Here is an 18669-nt window from a genome sequence, read left to right as displayed (position 1 = left end):
ACGTACGGAGACGAGAGCACCATGGCACCGACCTCGCGCGACCCCCGACCCATCGGCTTCAACCTGTTCGAGATGGCCTGCGTCGGGCACATCTCGCACGGCCTGTGGGTCCACCCGGAGAACTCCCGGCACCGCTTCAACGACCTCGACTTCTGGGTCGACCAGGCCCGGCTCGCCGAGGAGGGCCTGCTCGACGCGATCTTCCTGGCCGACGTCATCGGCACCTACGACGGGTACCGGGCCGGTCCCGAGACGGCCTTGCAGGAGGCCGTGCAGATCCCCAGCAACGACCCCCTCCTGGTCATCCCCGCGATGGCCGCCGCGACCCGTCACCTCGGCTTCGCGGCGACCTTCTCGACCACCTACGAGCCGCCCTTCGCCTTCGCCCGTCGCGCCAGCACCCTGGACCACCTGACCAAGGGCCGGTTCGGGTGGAACGTGGTGACCTCCTACCTGCCCAACGCGGCTCGCAACTTCGGCCTGCCGGGGGAGGTCGAGCACGACACCCGGTACGCGATCGCCGACGAGTACCTCGACGTCCTCTACAAGCTGTGGGAAGGCTCCTGGGACGACGACGCCGTGGTCCAGGACCGCGAGAACCACGTCTACACCGACCCTGCCAAGGTGCGGTACATCGACCACGTCGGCGAGCACTTCTCGGTCGCCGGCCCGCACCTGGCGCAGCCCTCGGCCCAGCGCACCCCGGTGATCTTCCAGGCAGGCAGCTCGTCCACCGGCAAGGCCTTCGCGGCCAAGCACGCCGAGGGCGTCTTCGTCGGGGGCTACGACCTCGAGTCCTACCGGCAGAACGTGGCCGACCTGCGTCGGCTCGCGGTCCTCGAGGGCCGCGAGCCGACCGACGTCAAGACCTACGCCATGGCGGTGGTGATCGTCGGACGCACCCGCGCCGAGGCCGAGCGCAAGGCCGAGGAGTTCGAGCGCCTGTCCCGGGCCGAGGGGTACCTGGCCCATGCCGGTGGTGGGGGCATCGACCTCGCGGCCTATCCCCGGGACGCCCTCATGAGCGAGGTGCTGGCCCAGGAGGCGGCCGCGGGCCGGGACCGGACCAGCCGCACGCGCTTCTTCCGGGCCGAGGGGACCGTGGCCGACGCCCTGCGCGAGGTCACCCGCTTCGACCGGCCGCCCTTCTTCGCGATCGGGACACCGAGCGAGGTGGTCGACGAGATCGAGGGCTGGGTGCGCGAGACCGATCTCGACGGCTTCAACCTGCGCCAGTTCCTCACCCCGGGCACCCTCGAGGACTTCGTCGAGCTCGTCGTTCCCGAGCTGCAGCGCCGAGGTCTCTACCGCACGCGGTACGAGGAGTCGACCCTGCGCGAGCGGCTCTTCGGTCCCGGGCGGGCGCGCCTGCCGGACACCCACCACGGGGCCCGGTACCGGGGCGGGGCCAACCTCGGTCCCGCCGGGGTCCCGCGCGTCGTGACCGCCGCCCTCGCGCGGTGACGCAGGACGCGGTGATGCAGGGAGCGGGCTCAGACCTTCCCGTAGCGCGCGCGGAAGAACGAGTAGACCCCGTACGCCGCCAGCCCGAGGGCGACGAGCACCAGGAGGACCTGGCCGAAGGGGGCCTCGAGGATGGTCTGCAGCGCGCCGTCCAGCCCCTGGGCCTCCTCGGGGTCGTGGGTCACGGCAGCCCAGCCGAAGAGCCCGCCGACCACCGCGAGCGCGATGCCCTTGGCCACGTAGCCGGCGCGGCCCGCGCGCTCGCCCCACGTCCCGGGGTGGCGCTGCAGGTCCTCGAGGAACTTCTTCTTCCAGCCCTTGACGACGTGGTAGACCCCGACGGCGATGATCCCGAGACCGACCAGGCCCACCAGCACCCGGCCGAAGGGCTGCTCCATGAGGGTCGCCGTCAGGCTCGTCGTCTGCTCGTCGCCGCTCGAGCCGGACCCCGAGCCCTGGACGCTGCGGAACGCCGTCACCGCGAGCACGGCGTAGACGACGGCCTTGGCCCCGGCCTTGACCCGGTCTCCTGCGCTGTCGCGCACCGCGACCTCGCTCAGCTGCCACAGGGCCAGCAGGACGAAGCCGACCACGATCAGCCACAGCAGGACAGACCCGATCGCCGTCGAGCCGAGCTGGGCGAGGGCCCCGGACTGGTCGGCGTCGCCGCTCGAGCTCCCGAGGGCCAGCTGCAGGGCGAGCCATCCCAGGACGAGGTGGAGCACCCCGTTGGCGGCGTACCCGAGGCGGGCGCCCTTCTCGACGACGGGGTGGTCGCCCGCCTCGGCGGCGGCGGAACGTGCGGAGTGAGTCATGGCGGACAGGATGGCACCGGGCCCCGTGTGGCGCTCGGTGAGCCTCGGGCGGGTATCATCACCGGCACAGGCGTCGACCCGGCCATCACCGGCGAGCCTCCGGAGGAACAGGGACGCGGTCTCAGGACGCGGCCCCCAGTAGAACCGGACGGGTGGGCCCGTGACAGCCCGCCGACGAGCGGTCGGTCCCCGGCACGGGGAGCCGGCAAGCGGGGTGGTACCGCGGTGCTCCGGTCCTCGGACCGGGTCGTCGTCCTCGCACGATGCAGCACAGCCAGCACCGTGACGACCGTACCGTGAGCACCAGGAGCCCCCGATGGCCTACCCCCTGCACCGCCCGAGCACCGACGGGCCCGGCGGCGTCCCTGCCTCCCCGGACCTGCCCGCCCTCGAGGACGAGGTGCTCGCGTACTGGCGCACCGACGGGACGTTCCAGGCCTCGATCGACCAGCGTGAGGCCGGCGAGCACGGTGCCAACGAGTTCGTGTTCTACGACGGTCCGCCCTTCGCCAACGGGCTTCCGCACTACGGGCACCTGCTCACGGGCTACGCCAAGGACGTCGTCGGCAGGTTCCAGACCCAGCGCGGGCGCCGCGTCGAGCGTCGCTTCGGCTGGGACACCCACGGCCTGCCCGCCGAGCTCGAGGCCGAGCGGGTGCTGGGCATCACCGACAAGTCCCAGATCGACGAGATGGGCATCGAGGCCTTCAACACGACCTGCCGGGAGTCGGTGCTCCGCTACACCGACGAGTGGCAGGAGTACGTCACCCGCCAGGCTCGCTGGGTCGACTTCGAGCACGACTACAAGACCCTCGACGTCACCTACATGGAATCGGTGATCTGGGCCTTCAAGCAGCTCTACGACAAGGGGCTCGCCTACGAGGGCTACCGGGTGCTGCCCTACTGCTGGCGGGACGAGACCCCGCTGTCGAACCACGAGCTGCGCATGGACGACGACGTCTACGCCTCGCGCCAGGACCCCGCCCTGACCGTCGGCCTCCGGCTCGAGACCGGTGAGCTGGCCCTCCTGTGGACCACGACGCCGTGGACCCTGCCCTCCAACCTGGCCCTCGCCGTCGGCCCCGAGATCGAGTACGTGGTGGTGGCCCCGGGTGAGGGGTCGGCCCTGGCCGGGGAGCGCGTGCTGCTGGCCGCATCACGGCTCGCCTCCTACGCCCGGGAGCTCGGTGAGGACCCCCAGGTGCTCACGACGGTCCGCGGGGCCGAGCTCGCGGGGCGCCGTTACACCCCGCCCTTCGGGTACTTCGAGGGCCGTCCGAACGCTCACCAGGTGCTCCTGGCGGACTTCGTCACGACCGAGGACGGCACCGGTCTGGTCCACCTGGCCCCCGCGTTCGGCGAGGACGACATGGCCGTGTGCGCCGAGGCAGGCATCACCCCGGTGGTGCCGGTCGACAGCAAGGGACGGTTCACGGCCGAGGTCCGTGACTACGCCGGGCGGCAGGTCTTCGAGGCCAACCCCCAGGTGATCGCCGACCTCAAGGCCGGGACGGGCCCGCTCGCCGCCGTGGCCCAGGCCCAGCGCGCCGTCGTCGTGCGGCACGAGACGTACGACCACTCCTACCCGCACTGCTGGCGGTGCCGGAACCCCCTCATCTACAAGGCGGTCTCGAGCTGGTTCGTGCGCGTGACCGAGTTCCGCGACCGCATGGTCGAGCTCAACGAGCAGATCACCTGGGTCCCGGACCACATCCAGGAGGGGCAGTTCGGCAAGTGGCTCTCCGGGGCCCGTGACTGGTCGATCTCGCGCAACCGCTACTGGGGGACCCCGATCCCGGTCTGGGTCAGCGACGACCCTGCCCACCCGCGCATCGACGTCTACGGCTCGATCGCCGAGCTCGAGGCCGACTTCGGCGTCCAGGTGACCGACCTGCACCGGCCCTTCATCGACGAGCTGACCCGGCCCAACCCCGACGACCCCTCGGGCGCCTCGACCATGCGTCGGATCCCCGACGTGCTCGACGTGTGGTTCGACTCGGGGTCGATGCCCTTCGCCCAGGTGCACTACCCGTTCGAGAACGCCGACTGGTTCGAGCACCACTACCCGGGCGACTTCATCACCGAGTACATCGGCCAGACCCGGGGCTGGTTCTACACCCTGCACGTGCTCGCGACGGCGATCTTCGACCGACCGGCCTTCCGGACCTCGGTCTCGCACGGGATCGTGCTGGGCTCGGACGGCCGGAAGATGAGCAAGTCCCTGCGCAACTACCCCGATGTCAACGAGGTCTTCGAGCGCGACGGCTCGGACGCGATGCGCTGGTTCCTCATGGCCTCGCCGATCCTGCGCGGCGGGAACCTCGTGGTCACCGAGGAGGGGATCCGCGACGAGGTGCGTCAGGTGCTGCTGCCCCTGTGGAGCACCTGGTACTTCTTCACCCTCTACGCGGGTGCCGCCCGCGAGGGGCGGGGCCTGGTCGCTGAGCCTCTCACGGCCGAGCGGGTGGCCGAGCTGCCCGCGATGGACAGGTACCTCCTCGCGCGCACGCGGTCCCTGGTCGAGCGCGCCACGGCCCAGCTCGACGCCTACGACGTGCCCGCCGCCTGCGAGTCGGTGCGCGAGCACCTCGACGTCCTGACCAACTGGTACGTCCGCACCTCACGCCAGCGGTTCTGGGACGAGGACCAGGCCGCGTTCTCGACCCTCGCGACGGCCCTCGAGGTGCTCACCCGGGTCATGGCCCCCCTCGCCCCGCTGCTCAGCGAGGAGATCTGGCGCGGTCTGACGGGCGGCCGCAGCGTCCACCTGACCGACTGGCCGGTCCTGGCCGACGCCGACGGGGAGACCGAGCTCGGGCGCGTCCTCGTGGCGGACGCCGGTCTCGTCGCGGCGATGGACCAGGTCCGCGAGATCTGCTCGGTCACCCTCGGGCTGCGCAAGGCCAACCGGCTGCGGGTCCGCCAGCCGCTCAGCGAGCTCGCCGTCGCCCTGCCGGACCCGGCAGGGGTCGAGCCCTACCAGGGGCTCATCACGGGTGAGCTCAACATCAAGCACCTGACCCTGGTCGACCTCGCCGAGGTCGGACCCGCCGAGCTCGGCGTCACCTCCCGGCTCGCCGTCAACGCCCGGGCCGCCGGGCCGCGGCTCGGCAAGGGCGTCCAGGCCGTGATCCGCGCCGCCAGGGCGGGGGACTGGCGTCAGGAGGGGGAGGGCGTCGTGGTCGACACCCCCGAGGGCCCGGTGGCCCTCGAGCCCTCCGAGTACGAGCTCACCACCGTCGTCGCGGAGGACGCCCCGGCCGACCAGGTCGCGGCGGTCCTCTCCTCGGGCGGGGTGGTCCTGCTGGACACGGCCCTCGACGACGCCCTGCGCGCCGAGGGCTTCGCGCGCGACGTCGTGCGGGTGGTCCAGGACGAGCGCAAGGCCTCGGGGCTGCAGGTCACCGACCGGGTCCGTTTGCACCTCCAGGTCCCGGCCGACCGCCTCGAGGCCGTCGAGGCCCACCGCGAGATGATCTGCCGGGAGACCCTCGCGACCGCGCTCGAGGTCACGGCCGGCTCCCCGGCCCCGGGGACCGGGCCAGAGTGGGTCGCGACCGCCGCGGTCGAGCGTGCGGAGGGCGACGCGTGAGCGGCGAGGACGAGGCCCTGCGCGAGGTCTACGCCGGGATCCTCGACCGCTCGCCCGAGCACGACTTCGAGCCCACCCTCGACCGGGTCCGCGAGGTCTGCGACCTGCTGGGCGACCCCCAGCGGTCCTTCCGCGTGGTCCACGTGACCGGGACCAACGGCAAGACCTCGACCGCCCGCATGGTCGAGCGCCTGCTCCGCGAGCACGGGCTGCGCACGGGCCGGTTCACCAGCCCGCACCTGACCAGCGTGACCGAGCGCATCGCGATCGACGGCGAGCCCGTCACCGCCGAGCGGTTCGTCGAGCTCTGGCAGGACGTCGCGCCCTACGTGCACATGGTCGACCAGCGCTCGCAGGCCGCCGGGGGGCCGCGGCTGAGCTTCTTCGAGGTGCTCACGGTGATGGCCTTCGCGGCCTTCGCCGACGCCCCGGTCGAGGTCGCGGTGATCGAGGTCGGCCTCGGGGGCACCTGGGACGCGACCAACGTCGTCGAGGCCGAGGTCGCGGTCATCACCCCGATCGCCCACGACCACGAGCGGTGGCTGGGGCACGAGATCACGGACATCGCGGGGGAGAAGGCCGGGATCCTCAAGGAGGGGGCCACCCTGGTCATGGCCGCCCAGCGGGAGGAGGTCGACGGCGTCGTGCTCGCCGCCGCGGCCGAGCGCGGGGTGCGGGTCGTGCGGGAGGGCGTCGAGCTCGAGGTCGCCCAGCGGGCCGTCGCCGTGGGGGGCCAGATGCTCGCGCTGCGCACCGTCGGAGGGCTCTACACCGACATCTTCCTGCCGCTGCACGGCGCGCACCAGGGGCACAACGCGCTGCTCGCCCTCGCCGCGACCGAGGCCGTGCTGCGCGGCAGCGGCGCCCTGGGCGCCGAGGTGGTCGAGACCGCCTTCGCCGGCATGGACTCCCCGGGCCGTCTCGAGCTCGTCCGCACCTCGCCAGCCGTGCTGGTCGACGCCGCGCACAACCCGGCGGGGGTCGAGGCCCTCGTGGTCGCGGTCGAGGAGGCGTTCACCTTCGAGCGCCTCGTCGGCGTGGTCGGCGTGCTCGAGGACAAGGACGCCGAGCAGATCCTCGCCGGGCTCGAGCCGCTCCTGGCCGAGGTCGTGGTGACCCGGTCGAGCTCGTCCCGCGCGCAGGACGTCGACGACCTGGCCGAGATCGCGGTCGAGGTCTTCGGGGAGGACCGGGTGCACGTGGCCGAGCGGCTCGACGAGGCGATCGGTCGGGCCGTGGAGATCGCCGAGGGGGGCACCGAGGGCTCGCCGACCGGGGCAGGGGTGCTCGTGACGGGCTCCGTCACGATGGCGGCCGAGGCGAGGATCCTCTTCGGCCACCGCTGACGGGGACCTCAGGGGAGGGCAGCGCGGGCGGGCGAGGCCGGCGGTCCTGCTCGTGCACGGATGTGCACGGGCCCTGCCTTGACGTGCGTTCTCCGGCCCCCGGATGCTGATCCCGGGGGTGAGGGCCGTCGGGCCCGGTCCCGACCAGGGCACCTCTGCAGGGCTGCGGGCACCGTCGCCCCGTCCTGCCGGTCCGTGAAGGGGTGTGCAGCGTGAAGAAGCTGATCAACGACCCGGCCCGTGTCGTCGACGAGTCCGTCGAGGGCTTCGGCCTCGCCCATGCCGATCTGGTGACCGTCCGCACCGACCCGCTCTACGTGGTCCGTGCCGGCGCACCGATCCAGGGGAAGGTCGGGCTGGTGAGCGGCGGGGGCAGCGGCCACGAGCCCCTGCACGCCGGCTACGTGGGCCTGGGCATGCTCGACGCGGCCGTCCCGGGTGCGATGTTCACCTCGCCCACCCCGGACTCGATCGCCCCCGCGACCCTCGCGGTCGACGGCGGCCGCGGGGTGCTGCACATCGTCAAGAACTACACGGGCGACGTGCTCAACTTCGAGACCGCCGCCGAGCTCGCCGACGCCGAGGGGGTCGAGGTCCGCACGGTGCTCGTCAACGACGACGTCGCCGTCGAGGACTCGCTCTACACGGCCGGGCGCCGTGGCGTCGCCGGGACGCTCGCGGTCGAGAAGATCGCGGGAGCCGCGGCCGAGCGGGGGGACGACCTCGCGGGGGTCGCCGCGGTGGCCGAGCGGGTCGCGGCCAACGTCCGCTCGATGGGGGTCGCCCTGAGCGCGTGCACCGTGCCGCACGCGGGCACCCCGAGCTTCGACCTGACCGAGGACGAGATCGAGATCGGCATCGGCATCCACGGCGAGCCCGGGCGACGCCGCGTCCCGATGGCCCCGGCCGACGAGATCACCGAGCAGCTGACCACCCCGGTCATGGACGACCTCGGCCTGGGGGGCGGTGAGCAGGTGCTGCTCCTGGTCAACGGCATGGGAGGCACCCCTGCCTCCGAGCTCTACGTCGTGTACCGGCGGGCTCGTCAGCTTCTCGAGGCGCGAGGGGTCACCGTGGCGCGATCGCTGGTGGGGAACTACGTGACCTCCCTCGAGATGCAGGGGGCCTCGGTCACGGTGCTCCGCCTGGATGCCGAGACGACCTCCTTGTGGGACGCCCCCGTCCGCACCGCGGCGCTGCGCTGGTGAGCACGATCTGATCACGACCTCGCTCTCCGAGCCCTCCCGGCCCCCGCGGAGGGCTGGCGAGTGGCAGGCTGCTGCCGACGGACGAAGGAGGACCATGACTCTGGACGTGACGTGGGCGCTGCAGTGGGTGCGGCGGTCGGCCGAGGTCGTCGCCGAGCACCGGGTCGAGCTGATCGAGCTCGACCGGCAGATCGGGGACGGTGACCACGGGGAGAACCTGCACCGTGGCTTCACGGCTGTCGTCAGCCGTCTCGACGGGCTCGAGACTCCGCCGACCGAGGTGGGCGAGGTGCTCAAGGTCGTCGCGACCACCCTCATGTCGACGGTGGGCGGGGCGGCGGGACCGCTCTACGGCACGGCCTACCTGCGGGCAGCCAAGGTGACCGGCCTGACGGAGCTCGGCAGCGACGCCGTCGTCGCCCTGCTCGAGGCGGGCCTCGAGGGGGTCGTGGCCCGGGGCAAGGCGACGACGGGCGAGAAGACCATGGTCGACGCCTGGTCCCCGGCGGTCGCCGCGGCGCAGGAGGCCGCCGCACGGGGGGACTCGCCCCTCGAGGTGCTCGACGCCGCGGCGGTCGCGGCCGAGGCCGGGGCGGTGGCGACGGACCCCATGGTCGCGACCAAGGGCCGGGCCAGCTACCTCGGAGAGCGCAGCGCCGGGCACCGCGACCCTGGAGCGGCGTCCTCGGCCCTCCTCCTGCGTGCCGCGCACGAGGCCGCGGCGGAAGGGCCCCGCGCATGAGGCCGGCTCTCGTCCTGGTCTCGCACTCGCAGGCCGCCGCCGAGGGGGTCGCCGAGATCGCGCGGCAGATGGCCCCCGACGTGACCGTGCTGCCGGCGGGGGGCTTCGAGGGGGGCGTCGGGACGAGCCCTGACCGGGTGCTCGAGGCTGTCTCGTCCGCGACCGAGGCCGGGGCCGGGGTGGTGCTGCTCACCGACCTCGGCTCGGCCGTGCTCACGGCGGAGATGGTGCTCGAGATGCTCGACGAGGAGGTCGCCGCCCGGGTGCGGGTGCCGACTGCCCCCTTCGTCGAGGGGGCCGTCGCGGCGGCCGTCGAGGCCCAGCAGGGTGGCGATCTCGACGCCGTCGAGCGCGCGGCCGTCGAGGCGGGGAGGCTGTTCGCCCCGGCCCCCGCGCAGGACCCTGCCAGCCAGGACGACCGCGTGCCTGCTCCTGGCGAGGCCGGGACCCGGGCGGACTCCACCGGTGAGAGCGCCCACGCGACGGTCACCCTGCGCAACCCGCTGGGTCTGCACGCCCGGCCTGCGGCCCTGCTCGCGCGTGCCGTGGCCGAGCTCGGCGTCCCGGTGACCGTCGACGGGGTCAATGCGGCGAGCGTCCTGGAGCTGATGCGGCTCGGAGCCACCGGGGGGCAGGAGCTGACGGTGGTGGCCCACGGACCCGGCGCCCAGGCGGCGGTCCGCGCCGTGGTGGCTCAGGTGGCCGAGGGCTTCGGCGAGGCGTAGGTCACGCACGACGCCTCACGAGGCGCAGGTCACACGAGCTGCACCTGGTGCAATTCTGCAGTCAATGCAAAGATGCATGGCGTGAAGGATGATCCCCGTGCCCCGGAGTCCGAGGAGCGCGACCCCGCTCCGGGGCTGCGCGAGCGCAAGAAGCAGGCGCGCCGCGAGGCGCTGATCGACGCGGCGCAGCGCCTGGTCCAGGAGCACGGTCTGGACGGTGTGACGGTGGATGCCATCTGCGCCGAGGCGGGGGTCTCGACGCGCACCTTCTTCAACTACTTCGACTCCAAGGACGGCGCCGTGCTCGGCCACGGCCCGTGGGCCCTCGACGCCGACGTCGCGCAGGCCTTCGCGACGGGCGGCCCCACGGGCCGGCTCTCGTCCGACCTCGGGCACCTGGTCACGGGGCTGGTGGGCCGTCAGGGGATCGGGCGCCGCCGGGTCGCCCTCGCGATGGAGATCGCCCGCTCCGAGCCCCGCCTGCTGGGGCGGCAGGTGATGCAGATGGAGCAGCACCACCAGCAGGTCGCGGCCGTCGTGGGCGAGCGCCTCGGTACCGACCCCGGGAGCCCCCGGGCGGAGATGCTCACCCTGGTGGTGCTCACCCTCACGCGGGCGGCCTACGTCCGCTGGGACGCCGACGGCGGCCACGGCGAGGTCCGCGACGCGGTCCCTCAGGTGCTCGCCGAGCTGCGTGACCTCATCCGCGACGACTGACCGACCGGGCGGGCCCGGGCTCGCCGTCTCGACTCGAGCGGGTCAGTCCCGCCGCAACGTCCTCCGGCGTCGGCTCAGCGCCGAGCCCTCCCGCACCCACGCCTGCGTCCGTCGACGTCGGCGCCACCCGCTCGCCGATCGAGGTCTCCCGTGTCCGCCACCCCCACCCGCGCCGAGGGCGCGCCCCTCGTCGTCCTGACCCCCCGCACCGTCTGGGTGATCTTCGGGGCGCTCATGGCCAGCATGTTCCTGTCCTCCCTGGACCAGTCGATCCTGGGCACCGCCATGCCGACGATCGTCGGTGAGCTCGACGGGGTCGAGCACCAGGGCTGGCTCGTGACGGCGTACATCCTCGCGGTCGCGGTCGTCATGCCCCTGTACGGGAAGTTCGGCGACCTGTGGGGTCGTCGGTACCCGTTCCTCGCGGCCATCGGCCTGTTCACCCTGGCCTCGGTCGGGGCCGCCCTCGCGGGCTCCTTCACCGAGCTCGTGATCTGGCGAGCGGTCCAGGGGCTGGGTGGCGGCGGTCTGATGATCCTCTCGCAGGCGATCATCGCCGACATCGTGCCGGCCAAGGAGCGTGGCAGGTACATGGGGCCGATGGGTGCCCTGTTCGGCATCGCGGCCGTCGTCGGTCCGCTCCTCGGCGGGTTCTTCACCGACCACCTGACGTGGCGCTGGGCCTTCTGGATCAACGTGCCGATCGGGATCGGGGCGTTCGCGGTCGCCTGGTTCGCGCTGCGACTGCCGAGCCACCGCTCAGGACGCACGATCGACCTCGCCGGGATCGTCCTCATGGTCCTCGCGACCTCGGGCCTCGTGCTCGCGACCTCCTGGGAGAGCTTCAGCGACGCGGCCGACGGCGGCTACGACTGGTCCGACCCCCGGCTGCTGGCCCTCGTCATCGGCACCGTGCTCGCCGCCGTGGCCTTCGTCCGGGTGGAGCAGCGCGCGCAGGAGCCCCTCCTGCCTCTGCACCTGTTCCGCAACCGCACCTTCGCGATCGCCACGACCATCGGGTTCATCATCGGCTCGGGCATGTTCGCGGCACTGACCTTCCTGCCGACCTTCCTGCAGATGGCCACCGGGGCAGGGGTCACCCAGTCCGGGTTCCTCATGCTCCCGATGATGGTCGGGGTCATGATCACGGCCATCGCCTCGGGGTTCGCGATCACCCGCACGGGTCGCTACCGGCGCTACCCGATCGTCGGCATGGCCGTGGCGACCCTGGGCCTGGTCTGGCTGACCCGGCTCACCGGCGACATCTCGATGCTGCTCTTCGGCATGATGATCTTCGTCCTCGGGGCCGGCCTGGGACTGGTCATGCAGACCATCGTGCTGGCAGTGCAGAACTCGGTCGACCCCCACGAGATCGGCACCGCGACGAGCGCGAACAACTTCTTCCGGGAGATCGGCGCCGCCGTGGGCGTCGCGCTGTTCAGCACCATCTTCACGGGCCGGCTGACCGAGCGCCTCGAGCCGCTGTTCCCCGCAGGCGCGACCGGCGCGGGGGAGGGGGCGACCTCGCTGACCCCGGCCCTGGTGGCCGAGCTCCCCGACGAGGTGCGCGACGGCGTGGTGAACGCCTTCGCCGACGCCCTCGCTCCCGCCTTCTGGTATCTCGTGCCCCTCGTGGCGGTGGGCTTCGGGCTGACGCTGCTCCTGCGCGAGGTGCCGCTGTCCGACGTCGCCGGGATGGTGGCTCGGGGCGAGGCGGTCTCTGCCGCCCCCGCCGCGGCCGAGGTGGTCGCCGAGGCCGCGGGTGCTCCTTCCGCGGCTGCAGCCTCCGCCACGCAGGAGCCTGGAGGAGTGGTAATCGTGGCGGAGGGAGATGCCCCGGGGGTCCCCTCGGCCGAGGACGGGGCCCCGCGCCGGTAGCCTGGCAGGGTGAGCGCTGAGCAGACCGGACCTGGGCAGCCCGGACCCGAGCAGACCGGGCCGGTCGGCGAGCCCGAGGACGGCGCACCGCGCCCGCTGCGCTCGGCGCGCCACCAGTTCGCGTCGACGATCCTGGTGCTCGAGGCCTTCGTCGTGGTCTTCGCGACGCTGACCGGCTACGGCCTGCGGCTCGCCCCCGGGTCCGTCCTGTGGGGGGTCGGCGGGGCGCTCGTCCTGTCCCTGGTCCTCGCCGCGGGGATGCTCCGGTGGCCCGGGGGGTACGTCGTCGGGTCCGTGCTGCAGGTGGCCGTGCTGCTCACCGGCCTCGCCCTGCCCATGATGTTCGTGGTCGGCGGGATCTTCGTGGTGCTGTGGGTCGTGGCCCTGCGCCTCGGGGGACGCATCGACCGTGAGCGACGCGAGCGCGGACAGCTGGTCACGGGCTCCTGAGACTCCCCGCTAGGGTTGCCCCATGACTGCAGCTGAGCGCACCCTCGTCCTGGTCAAGCCCGACGGCGTCCGCCGCGGCCTGGTGGGAGAGGTCCTGCGTCGCATCGAGGCCAAGGGGTACACGCTGGTCGCCCTCGACCTGCGCACCGCCGACGACGACCTGCTGGGCGCCCACTACGCCGAGCACGAGGGCAAGCCCTTCTACGCGCCCCTGGTCGAGTTCATGGGCTCGGGCCCGGTCGCCGCCGTGGTCGTCGAGGGCCACCGGGCCATCGAGGGCTTCCGGAGCCTGGCGGGCACGACCGACCCGACCACCGCAGCCCCGGGCACCATCCGTGGCGACCTCGGGCGGGACTGGGGCCTGGCCGTGACCCAGAACCTCGTCCACGGGTCGGACTCGACCGAGTCCGCCGCCCGCGAGATCGGGCTGTGGTTCCCGGAGCTGGCCCCCGCCGCCTCCTAGGCTCTGCCCCGTGCACCTCAAGACGCTGACCCTGCGGGGCTTCAAGTCCTTCGCCTCGGCGACGACCTTGAGGTTCGAGCCCGGGGTCACCTGCGTCGTCGGGCCCAACGGCTCGGGCAAGTCCAACGTGGTCGACGCGTTGTCCTGGGTGATGGGGGAGCAGGGGGCCAAGTCCCTGCGGGGCGGCAAGATGGAGGACGTCATCTTTGCGGGCACCTCGGGGCGTCCGCCCCTGGGCCGCGCCGAGGTCAGCCTCACGATCGACAACACCGACGGCGCCCTGCCGATCGACTACACCGAGGTCACCATCTCGCGGACCCTGTTCCGCAGCGGGGGCTCGGAGTACGCGATCAACGGGTCCTCGTGCCGGCTCCTGGACATCCAGGACCTGCTCTCGGACTCGGGGCTCGGCCGTGAGATGCACGTCATCGTCGGGCAGGGGCAGCTCGACCAGGTGCTGCGGGCGACCCCCGAGGACCGTCGCGGCTTCATCGAGGAGGCCGCCGGGGTCCTCAAGCACCGCAAGCGCAAGGACAAGGCGCTCCGCAAGCTCGACGCGATGCAGGCCAACCTCACCCGGCTCACCGACCTGACCTCCGAGATCCGCCGTCAGCTCGGTCCCCTCGGCAAGCAGGCCCAGGTCGCGCGCCGCGCCCAGACCGTCCAGGCCGACCTGCGGGACGCCCGCGCCCGGCTGCTGGCCGACGACCTGGCCCAGCTCAGCGCGACCCTCGAGCAGGAGCTCGCCGACGAGAGCGCCCTGCGCGAGCGACGGGCCGAGGTCGAGCAGGGCCTGGCAGCCGCGCGGACGCGGCTCGCGGCCCTCGAGGCGGCAGCCGCGGCGGCGGCCCCGGAGCTCTCCGAGGCGAGCGAGGTCTGGTACCGGCTCTCCTCGGTGCGCGAGCGGCTCCGGGGCGTGTCCACCCTGGCCTCCGAACGGCTCCGCCTGCTGGGCTCTGCGGTCGAGGAGTCCTCGGGCCGCGACCCGGCGGACCTCGAGGCCCAGGCCCAGCGCGCCAGGGCCGCCGAGGCCGAGCTCGTGACCGAGGTCGAGCTCGCCCAGGCCGCGGTCACGGCCGCGGTCACCCAGCGCACCGAGCTCGAGACCACCGCCCGGGAGGCCGAGCGTCGGGTCGCCGACCTGCAGCGGGCGGTCGCGGACCGCCGCGAGGGGCTCGCCCGGCTGGCCGGTCAGGTCGCTGCCCGCCGGAGTCGGCTCGAGGCCACCGAGGCCGAGATCGGCCGGCTCCGGGAGAACCTCGCCGAGGCCGAGCGCCGCGGGCACGAGGCCAACGTCGAGTTCGCGGCTCTCGAGGCCCAGGTGGCCGGGGCCGAGGAGGGCGAGGAGGGGCTCGACGCCGAGCACGAACGTGCGGTCGAGGCCCTCGAGCAGGCCCAGGCGCGTCTGGTCGCGCTGCGCGAGGCCGCCCAGGTCGCCGACCGGGACCGCGCGACCTGGAGCGCCAAGGTCGAGGCCCTCGAGATGAGCCTGGTCCGCAAGGACGGCGCCGGGGCCCTGCTCGCGGCCGAGGACCTCGCCGGGGTGCTCGGCTCGGTCGCCGCCCTCGTCGGGGTCGAGGCCGGGCACGAGGAGGCGGTCGCCGCAGCCCTGGGGGTCGCCGCCGAGGCCGTGGTCGTCGAGTCGGTGGACGCCGCGGTCGACGCCCTGCGCCGCCTGCGCACCGACGACGCAGGTCGTGCGGGCCTGGTCGTCGCCGGCCGCGCGGGCGACCAGGCCCCTGAGCCGCCCACCGGGCTGCCCCCGGGGGCGGTACCCGCTGTCGACCTTGTCCACCCGAGCGCGGCCCTCGGCACCGCGGTCGCGCGGCTGCTCGCCGGGGTCGTCGTCGTCGAGGACCTCGCCCGCGCCCGGGCCCTGGTCGCCGCGCGCCCCGAGCTGACCGCCGTGACCTCGGCGGGGGACGTCCTGGGGGCCGTGCGCGCAGCCGGCGGCTCGGCCGGCGGCCCCAGCGCCCTCGAGCTGCAGAGCGCCCTCGACGACGCGCGCTCGCGCCTGGCCGCCGCGGTCTCCCAGGGCGAGCGGACGAGGTTCGAGCTCGCCTCGGCCGAGGCCGCCGAGACCGAGGCCCGGGCCCGGCACGAGGCGACCCTCGAACGGCTGCACGAGTCGGACGCCGCTCTCGCGGCGGTCGCCGAGCAGCTCGGGCACCTCGGCTCCGCAGCGAGGTCGGCCCGTGCCGAGGCCGAACGGGCCGAGAAGGCCCTCGCCGCGGCGGCCGAGCGCCAGGGCACCGATCAGACCGAGCTGGCCGACCTCGCGGACCGGCTCGAGCGTGCCGAGGCCGACCCGGCCGAGTCCGACGACCAGATCGAGACGGCGACCGCCGAGCGGGACCAGGCCGCGGCTCAGGCCGCGGCCGCGCGGTCCCGCGAGACCGAGGCCCGACTGACCCTGCGGACCAGCGAGGAGCGTGCGCGGGCCCTGGCCGGGCGGGCGCAGTCCCTCGAGCGGGCGGCCGCCGCCGAGCGGGAGGCCCAGCAGCGCGCGTCCGAGCGTGCCCGGCAGCGGGCCGAGCAGGCTCGCCGGGCCGAGGCCGTGCGCCTCGGGGCCGACCGGGCCCTCGTGGCCCTCGAGGAGTCGCTGCGGCGGGCGGCCGAGGAGCGGGAGGCTGCCGAGCGGGAGCGCGCCGCTCGGGACGCCGAGCTCGTCACGGTACGGGCCGAGGCCGAGCGCTGGGCCACCGAGCTCGGCGAGCTGACCGACGTCGCGCACCGGGACGAGGTGGCCCGGGCCCAGCAGGCCCTGCGCATCGAGCAGCTCCAGACCCGCTCGGTCGAGGAGCTCGGTCTGGACCCGCAGGTGCTCGTCGAGGAGTTCGGCCCGGACCGGCCCGTCCCCGTGATCGACGTCCCCGGGCCCGGAACGTCCGAGACCGGCCGTGCCGGGGCGGACGGGGAGGGCGAGGCGGTCGACGCCGAGCCGGCCCCACGGACCGTGCCCTACGTGCGCGCCGAGCAGGAGAAGCGGCTCCGCGCTGCCGAACGAGCCCTCGCGCTCCTCGGCCGGGTCAACCCCCTGGCCCTCGAGGAGTTCGCGGCCCTCGAGGAGCGCCACACCTTCCTGACCACCCAGCTCGCGGACCTCAAGCGGTCTCGCACCGACCTGCTCCAGATCGTCCGGGAGATCGACGAGCGGGTCGAGCAGGTCTTCGCCGAGGCGTACCGGGACACCGCGGTGCAGTTCGAGCGCGTCTTCGGCCGCCTCTTCCCCGGGGGCGAGGGGCGCCTGGTCCTCACCGAGCCGGGGGACATGCTGACGACGGGCATCGAGGTCGAGGCCCGTCCGGCAGGCAAGAAGGTGAAGCGCCTCTCGCTGCTCTCGGGCGGGGAGCGCTCGCTCACCGCGGTCGCCCTCCTCGTGGCGATCTTCAAGGCGCGGCCCAGCCCGTTCTACGTCATGGACGAGGTCGAGGCAGCCCTCGACGACACGAACCTGGGTCGACTGCTGGAGATCTTCCGGGAGCTCCAGGAGGACAGCCAGCTCATCGTCGTGACGCACCAGAAGCGCACCATGGAGATCGCCGACGCGCTGTACGGGGTGACCATGCGCGGCGACGGTGTCACCACCGTCATCAGCCAGCGCCTGCGTGAGGACAGCCCGGCCTGAGGTCCGGTCACCCTCCCCGTGTGGAGATCCTGTGGCGATCATGGCCGGCCCTGTGGGCCGCCTACGGAACGGGTCGACGGGTGCCGATACTGGAGACATGGCACCCGTCGTCGTCTGGACCGTTCTCGCCCTTCTCGCCGCCGTCCTCGTGATGGCGATCGCGGGCGCGCTCGGCGTGGACGGCGGCGGTCCGCGCCAGTTCCTGCGCGACCTCCGGGCGGGGCTGCGTCGCGACGCCGAGCACCCCCGACCCGGTCTGGTCGCGACCATGCGCGAGGAGTCCGACGACGAGGCCGCCGATGCCGGATCCCTCGACGACCTCTTCTCCCTGGGGTACGGCGAGGTCCCGACGCAGCAGGCCTACCTCTCGACCCGTGACCTGCTGGTCCCGGTCGAGCGGGCCTCGAAGGCCCTGCGGGAGTCGGGTCACGCCGTCCGTCGCTGACGCCGCCGGTCGATGACTGAGAGACTGCTGCGGTGAACGAGCTCAGCGATCTCCTCCTCGTCGGCCTGCCCGCCCTGCTCCTGGCGGGGCTGGGCTACCTCGGAGTCCGGAGCCGCCGGTCGCGGCGCCCGGGCGGTACCCAGGAGCCGACCCTTCCGGACCCGTCGACCCCGACCCCCACCCAGACGGTCGAGCCCGAGGCGCCGAGAGCCCCCGAGGCCCCGTCCCTCGAGAGCCCCGAGCCGGTCGCCGGGCGCATGGCCAGGCTCCGTGAGCGGCTCGCCCGCTCGGGCTCCCCGCTGGGCTCCCGCCTGCTCACCGTCCTGTCCCGGGACCACCTCAGCGAGGACGACTGGGACGAGATCGAGGAGACCCTGCTCCTGGCCGACGTCGGGGCCGGGCCGACCGGGGAGCTCGTGGACCAGCTCCGTGAGCGGGTCCGCGTGCTGGGCGTCCGTGAGCCCGGCGCGGTCCGGGACTTGCTGCGCAGCCAGCTGCTGGCCCTCGTCGACCCGACCCTCGACCGCTCCCTCAGCACCACCCCCGTGACCGACGCGGAGGGGGCTCCGCACCCGGCCGTGGTCCTGGTGGTCGGGGTCAACGGCACCGGCAAGACGACGACGGTCGGCAAGCTCGCCCGCGTCCTCGTCGCCGAGGGCAGCTCGGTCGTCCTGGGGGCCGCCGACACGTTCCGCGCGGCCGCTGCCGACCAGCTCCAGACCTGGGGCGCACGGGTCGGGGTCCCGACCGTCCGGGCCGAGCGCGACGGGGGAGACCCTGCAGCGGTGGCCTTCGACGCGGTGCGCCGCGGTCGGGAGGACGCGGTCGACGTCGTCCTGGTCGACACGGCGGGTCGGCTCCAGAACAAGGCCGGCCTCATGGACGAGCTCGGGAAGATCACCCGGGTGCTGTCCCGGTCGGCCCCGGTGAGCGAGGTGCTGCTGGTCCTCGATGCGACGACGGGCCAGAACGGCCTCAACCAGGCCCGGGTCTTCGCCGAGGTCGCCGGGGTGACGGGCATCGTCCTGACCAAGCTCGACGGCACGGCGAAGGGTGGCATCGTGGTGGCCGTGCAGCGCGAGCTCGGGGTGCCGGTCAAGCTCGTCGGGCTCGGTGAGGGGCCCGACGACCTCGCGCCCTTCGAGCCCGAGGCGTTCGTGGACGGCCTGCTCGAGGCCTGAGGGCCTCGCCCCGGG

The 18669-nt window shown here is 73.7% G+C and carries 14 protein-coding genes; 13 read left to right on the top strand and 1 reads right to left on the bottom strand.

The window, feature by feature from the left end; all coding sequences use genetic code 11:
* The first annotated feature begins 21 nt into the window (after positions 1–21).
* Positions 22–1464 carry an LLM class flavin-dependent oxidoreductase gene (locus J4G33_RS07160; RefSeq protein ID WP_208055270.1) on the top strand — a complete coding sequence of 481 codons (1443 nt, stop codon included), beginning with the start codon at positions 22–24 and terminating at the stop codon, positions 1462–1464.
* Between the two features lie 29 nt (positions 1465–1493).
* Here J4G33_RS07160 and J4G33_RS07155 read toward each other — a convergent pair whose 3' ends face one another.
* Positions 1494–2279, bottom strand: a complete 786-nt coding sequence (locus J4G33_RS07155) for a DUF1206 domain-containing protein (RefSeq protein WP_208055269.1) — start codon at positions 2277–2279, stop codon at positions 1494–1496.
* Between the two features lie 316 nt (positions 2280–2595).
* Here J4G33_RS07155 and ileS point away from each other — a divergent pair, with 316 nt between their 5' ends.
* The 12 genes from ileS to ftsY all read left to right on the top strand — a co-directional run bounded on the left by ileS (position 2596) and on the right by ftsY (position 18654).
* The gene (gene ileS / locus J4G33_RS07150) at positions 2596–5871 is read left to right on the top strand and encodes an isoleucine--tRNA ligase (RefSeq protein WP_208055268.1); all 3276 of its coding nucleotides are present in this window, start codon (positions 2596–2598) and stop codon (positions 5869–5871) included.
* A complete protein-coding gene (locus J4G33_RS07145; RefSeq protein WP_307793794.1) occupies positions 5868–7217 on the top strand; it encodes a bifunctional folylpolyglutamate synthase/dihydrofolate synthase in 1350 nt (449 codons plus the stop codon). Before ileS ends, J4G33_RS07145 begins: the two co-directional genes overlap by 4 nt.
* Positions 7218–7429: 212 nt before the next feature.
* Positions 7430–8425 (top strand): dihydroxyacetone kinase subunit DhaK, encoded by a 996-nt coding sequence (gene dhaK / locus J4G33_RS07140; protein ID WP_208055266.1) that lies wholly within the window; start codon positions 7430–7432, stop codon positions 8423–8425.
* A 94-nt stretch (positions 8426–8519) separates the two neighbouring features.
* On the top strand, positions 8520–9167 hold the full coding sequence (gene dhaL / locus J4G33_RS07135) for a dihydroxyacetone kinase subunit DhaL (protein WP_208055265.1): 648 nt from the start codon (positions 8520–8522) through the stop codon (positions 9165–9167).
* Positions 9164–9892, top strand: a complete 729-nt coding sequence (dhaM, locus tag J4G33_RS07130; RefSeq protein WP_208055264.1) for a dihydroxyacetone kinase phosphoryl donor subunit DhaM — start codon at positions 9164–9166, stop codon at positions 9890–9892. Before dhaL ends, dhaM begins: the two co-directional genes overlap by 4 nt.
* Before the next feature lie 81 nt (positions 9893–9973).
* A complete protein-coding gene (locus J4G33_RS07125; RefSeq protein ID WP_208055263.1) occupies positions 9974–10609 on the top strand; it encodes a TetR/AcrR family transcriptional regulator in 636 nt (211 codons plus the stop codon).
* Positions 10610–10759: 150 nt separating this feature from the next.
* Positions 10760–12487: an MDR family MFS transporter gene (locus J4G33_RS07120; RefSeq protein WP_307793793.1), complete on the top strand. Its 1728-nt coding sequence runs from the start codon at positions 10760–10762 to the stop codon at positions 12485–12487.
* Positions 12488–12496: 9 nt separating this feature from the next.
* On the top strand, positions 12497–12937 hold the full coding sequence (locus tag J4G33_RS07115; protein ID WP_307793792.1) for a DUF4233 domain-containing protein: 441 nt from the start codon (positions 12497–12499) through the stop codon (positions 12935–12937).
* A 22-nt stretch (positions 12938–12959) separates the two neighbouring features.
* Positions 12960–13400 (top strand): nucleoside-diphosphate kinase, encoded by a 441-nt coding sequence (gene ndk, locus J4G33_RS07110; RefSeq protein WP_208055262.1) that lies wholly within the window; start codon positions 12960–12962, stop codon positions 13398–13400.
* Between the two features lie 10 nt (positions 13401–13410).
* Positions 13411–17028 (top strand): chromosome segregation protein SMC, encoded by a 3618-nt coding sequence (smc, locus tag J4G33_RS07105; RefSeq protein WP_208055261.1) that lies wholly within the window; start codon positions 13411–13413, stop codon positions 17026–17028.
* Between the two features lie 97 nt (positions 17029–17125).
* The gene (locus tag J4G33_RS07100; protein WP_208055260.1) at positions 17126–17473 is read left to right on the top strand and encodes a hypothetical protein; all 348 of its coding nucleotides are present in this window, start codon (positions 17126–17128) and stop codon (positions 17471–17473) included.
* A 32-nt stretch (positions 17474–17505) separates the two neighbouring features.
* Positions 17506–18654, top strand: a complete 1149-nt coding sequence (gene ftsY / locus J4G33_RS07095; RefSeq protein ID WP_208055259.1) for a signal recognition particle-docking protein FtsY — start codon at positions 17506–17508, stop codon at positions 18652–18654.
* Positions 18655–18669: the final 15 nt, after the last annotated feature.

Source organism: Actinotalea soli, assembly GCF_017565425.1.
Lineage (GTDB): Bacteria > Actinomycetota > Actinomycetes > Actinomycetales > Cellulomonadaceae > Actinotalea > Actinotalea soli.
The sequence above is the reverse complement of the archived record's forward strand: the minus strand, read 5'-3'. Positions and strand labels throughout refer to the sequence as shown.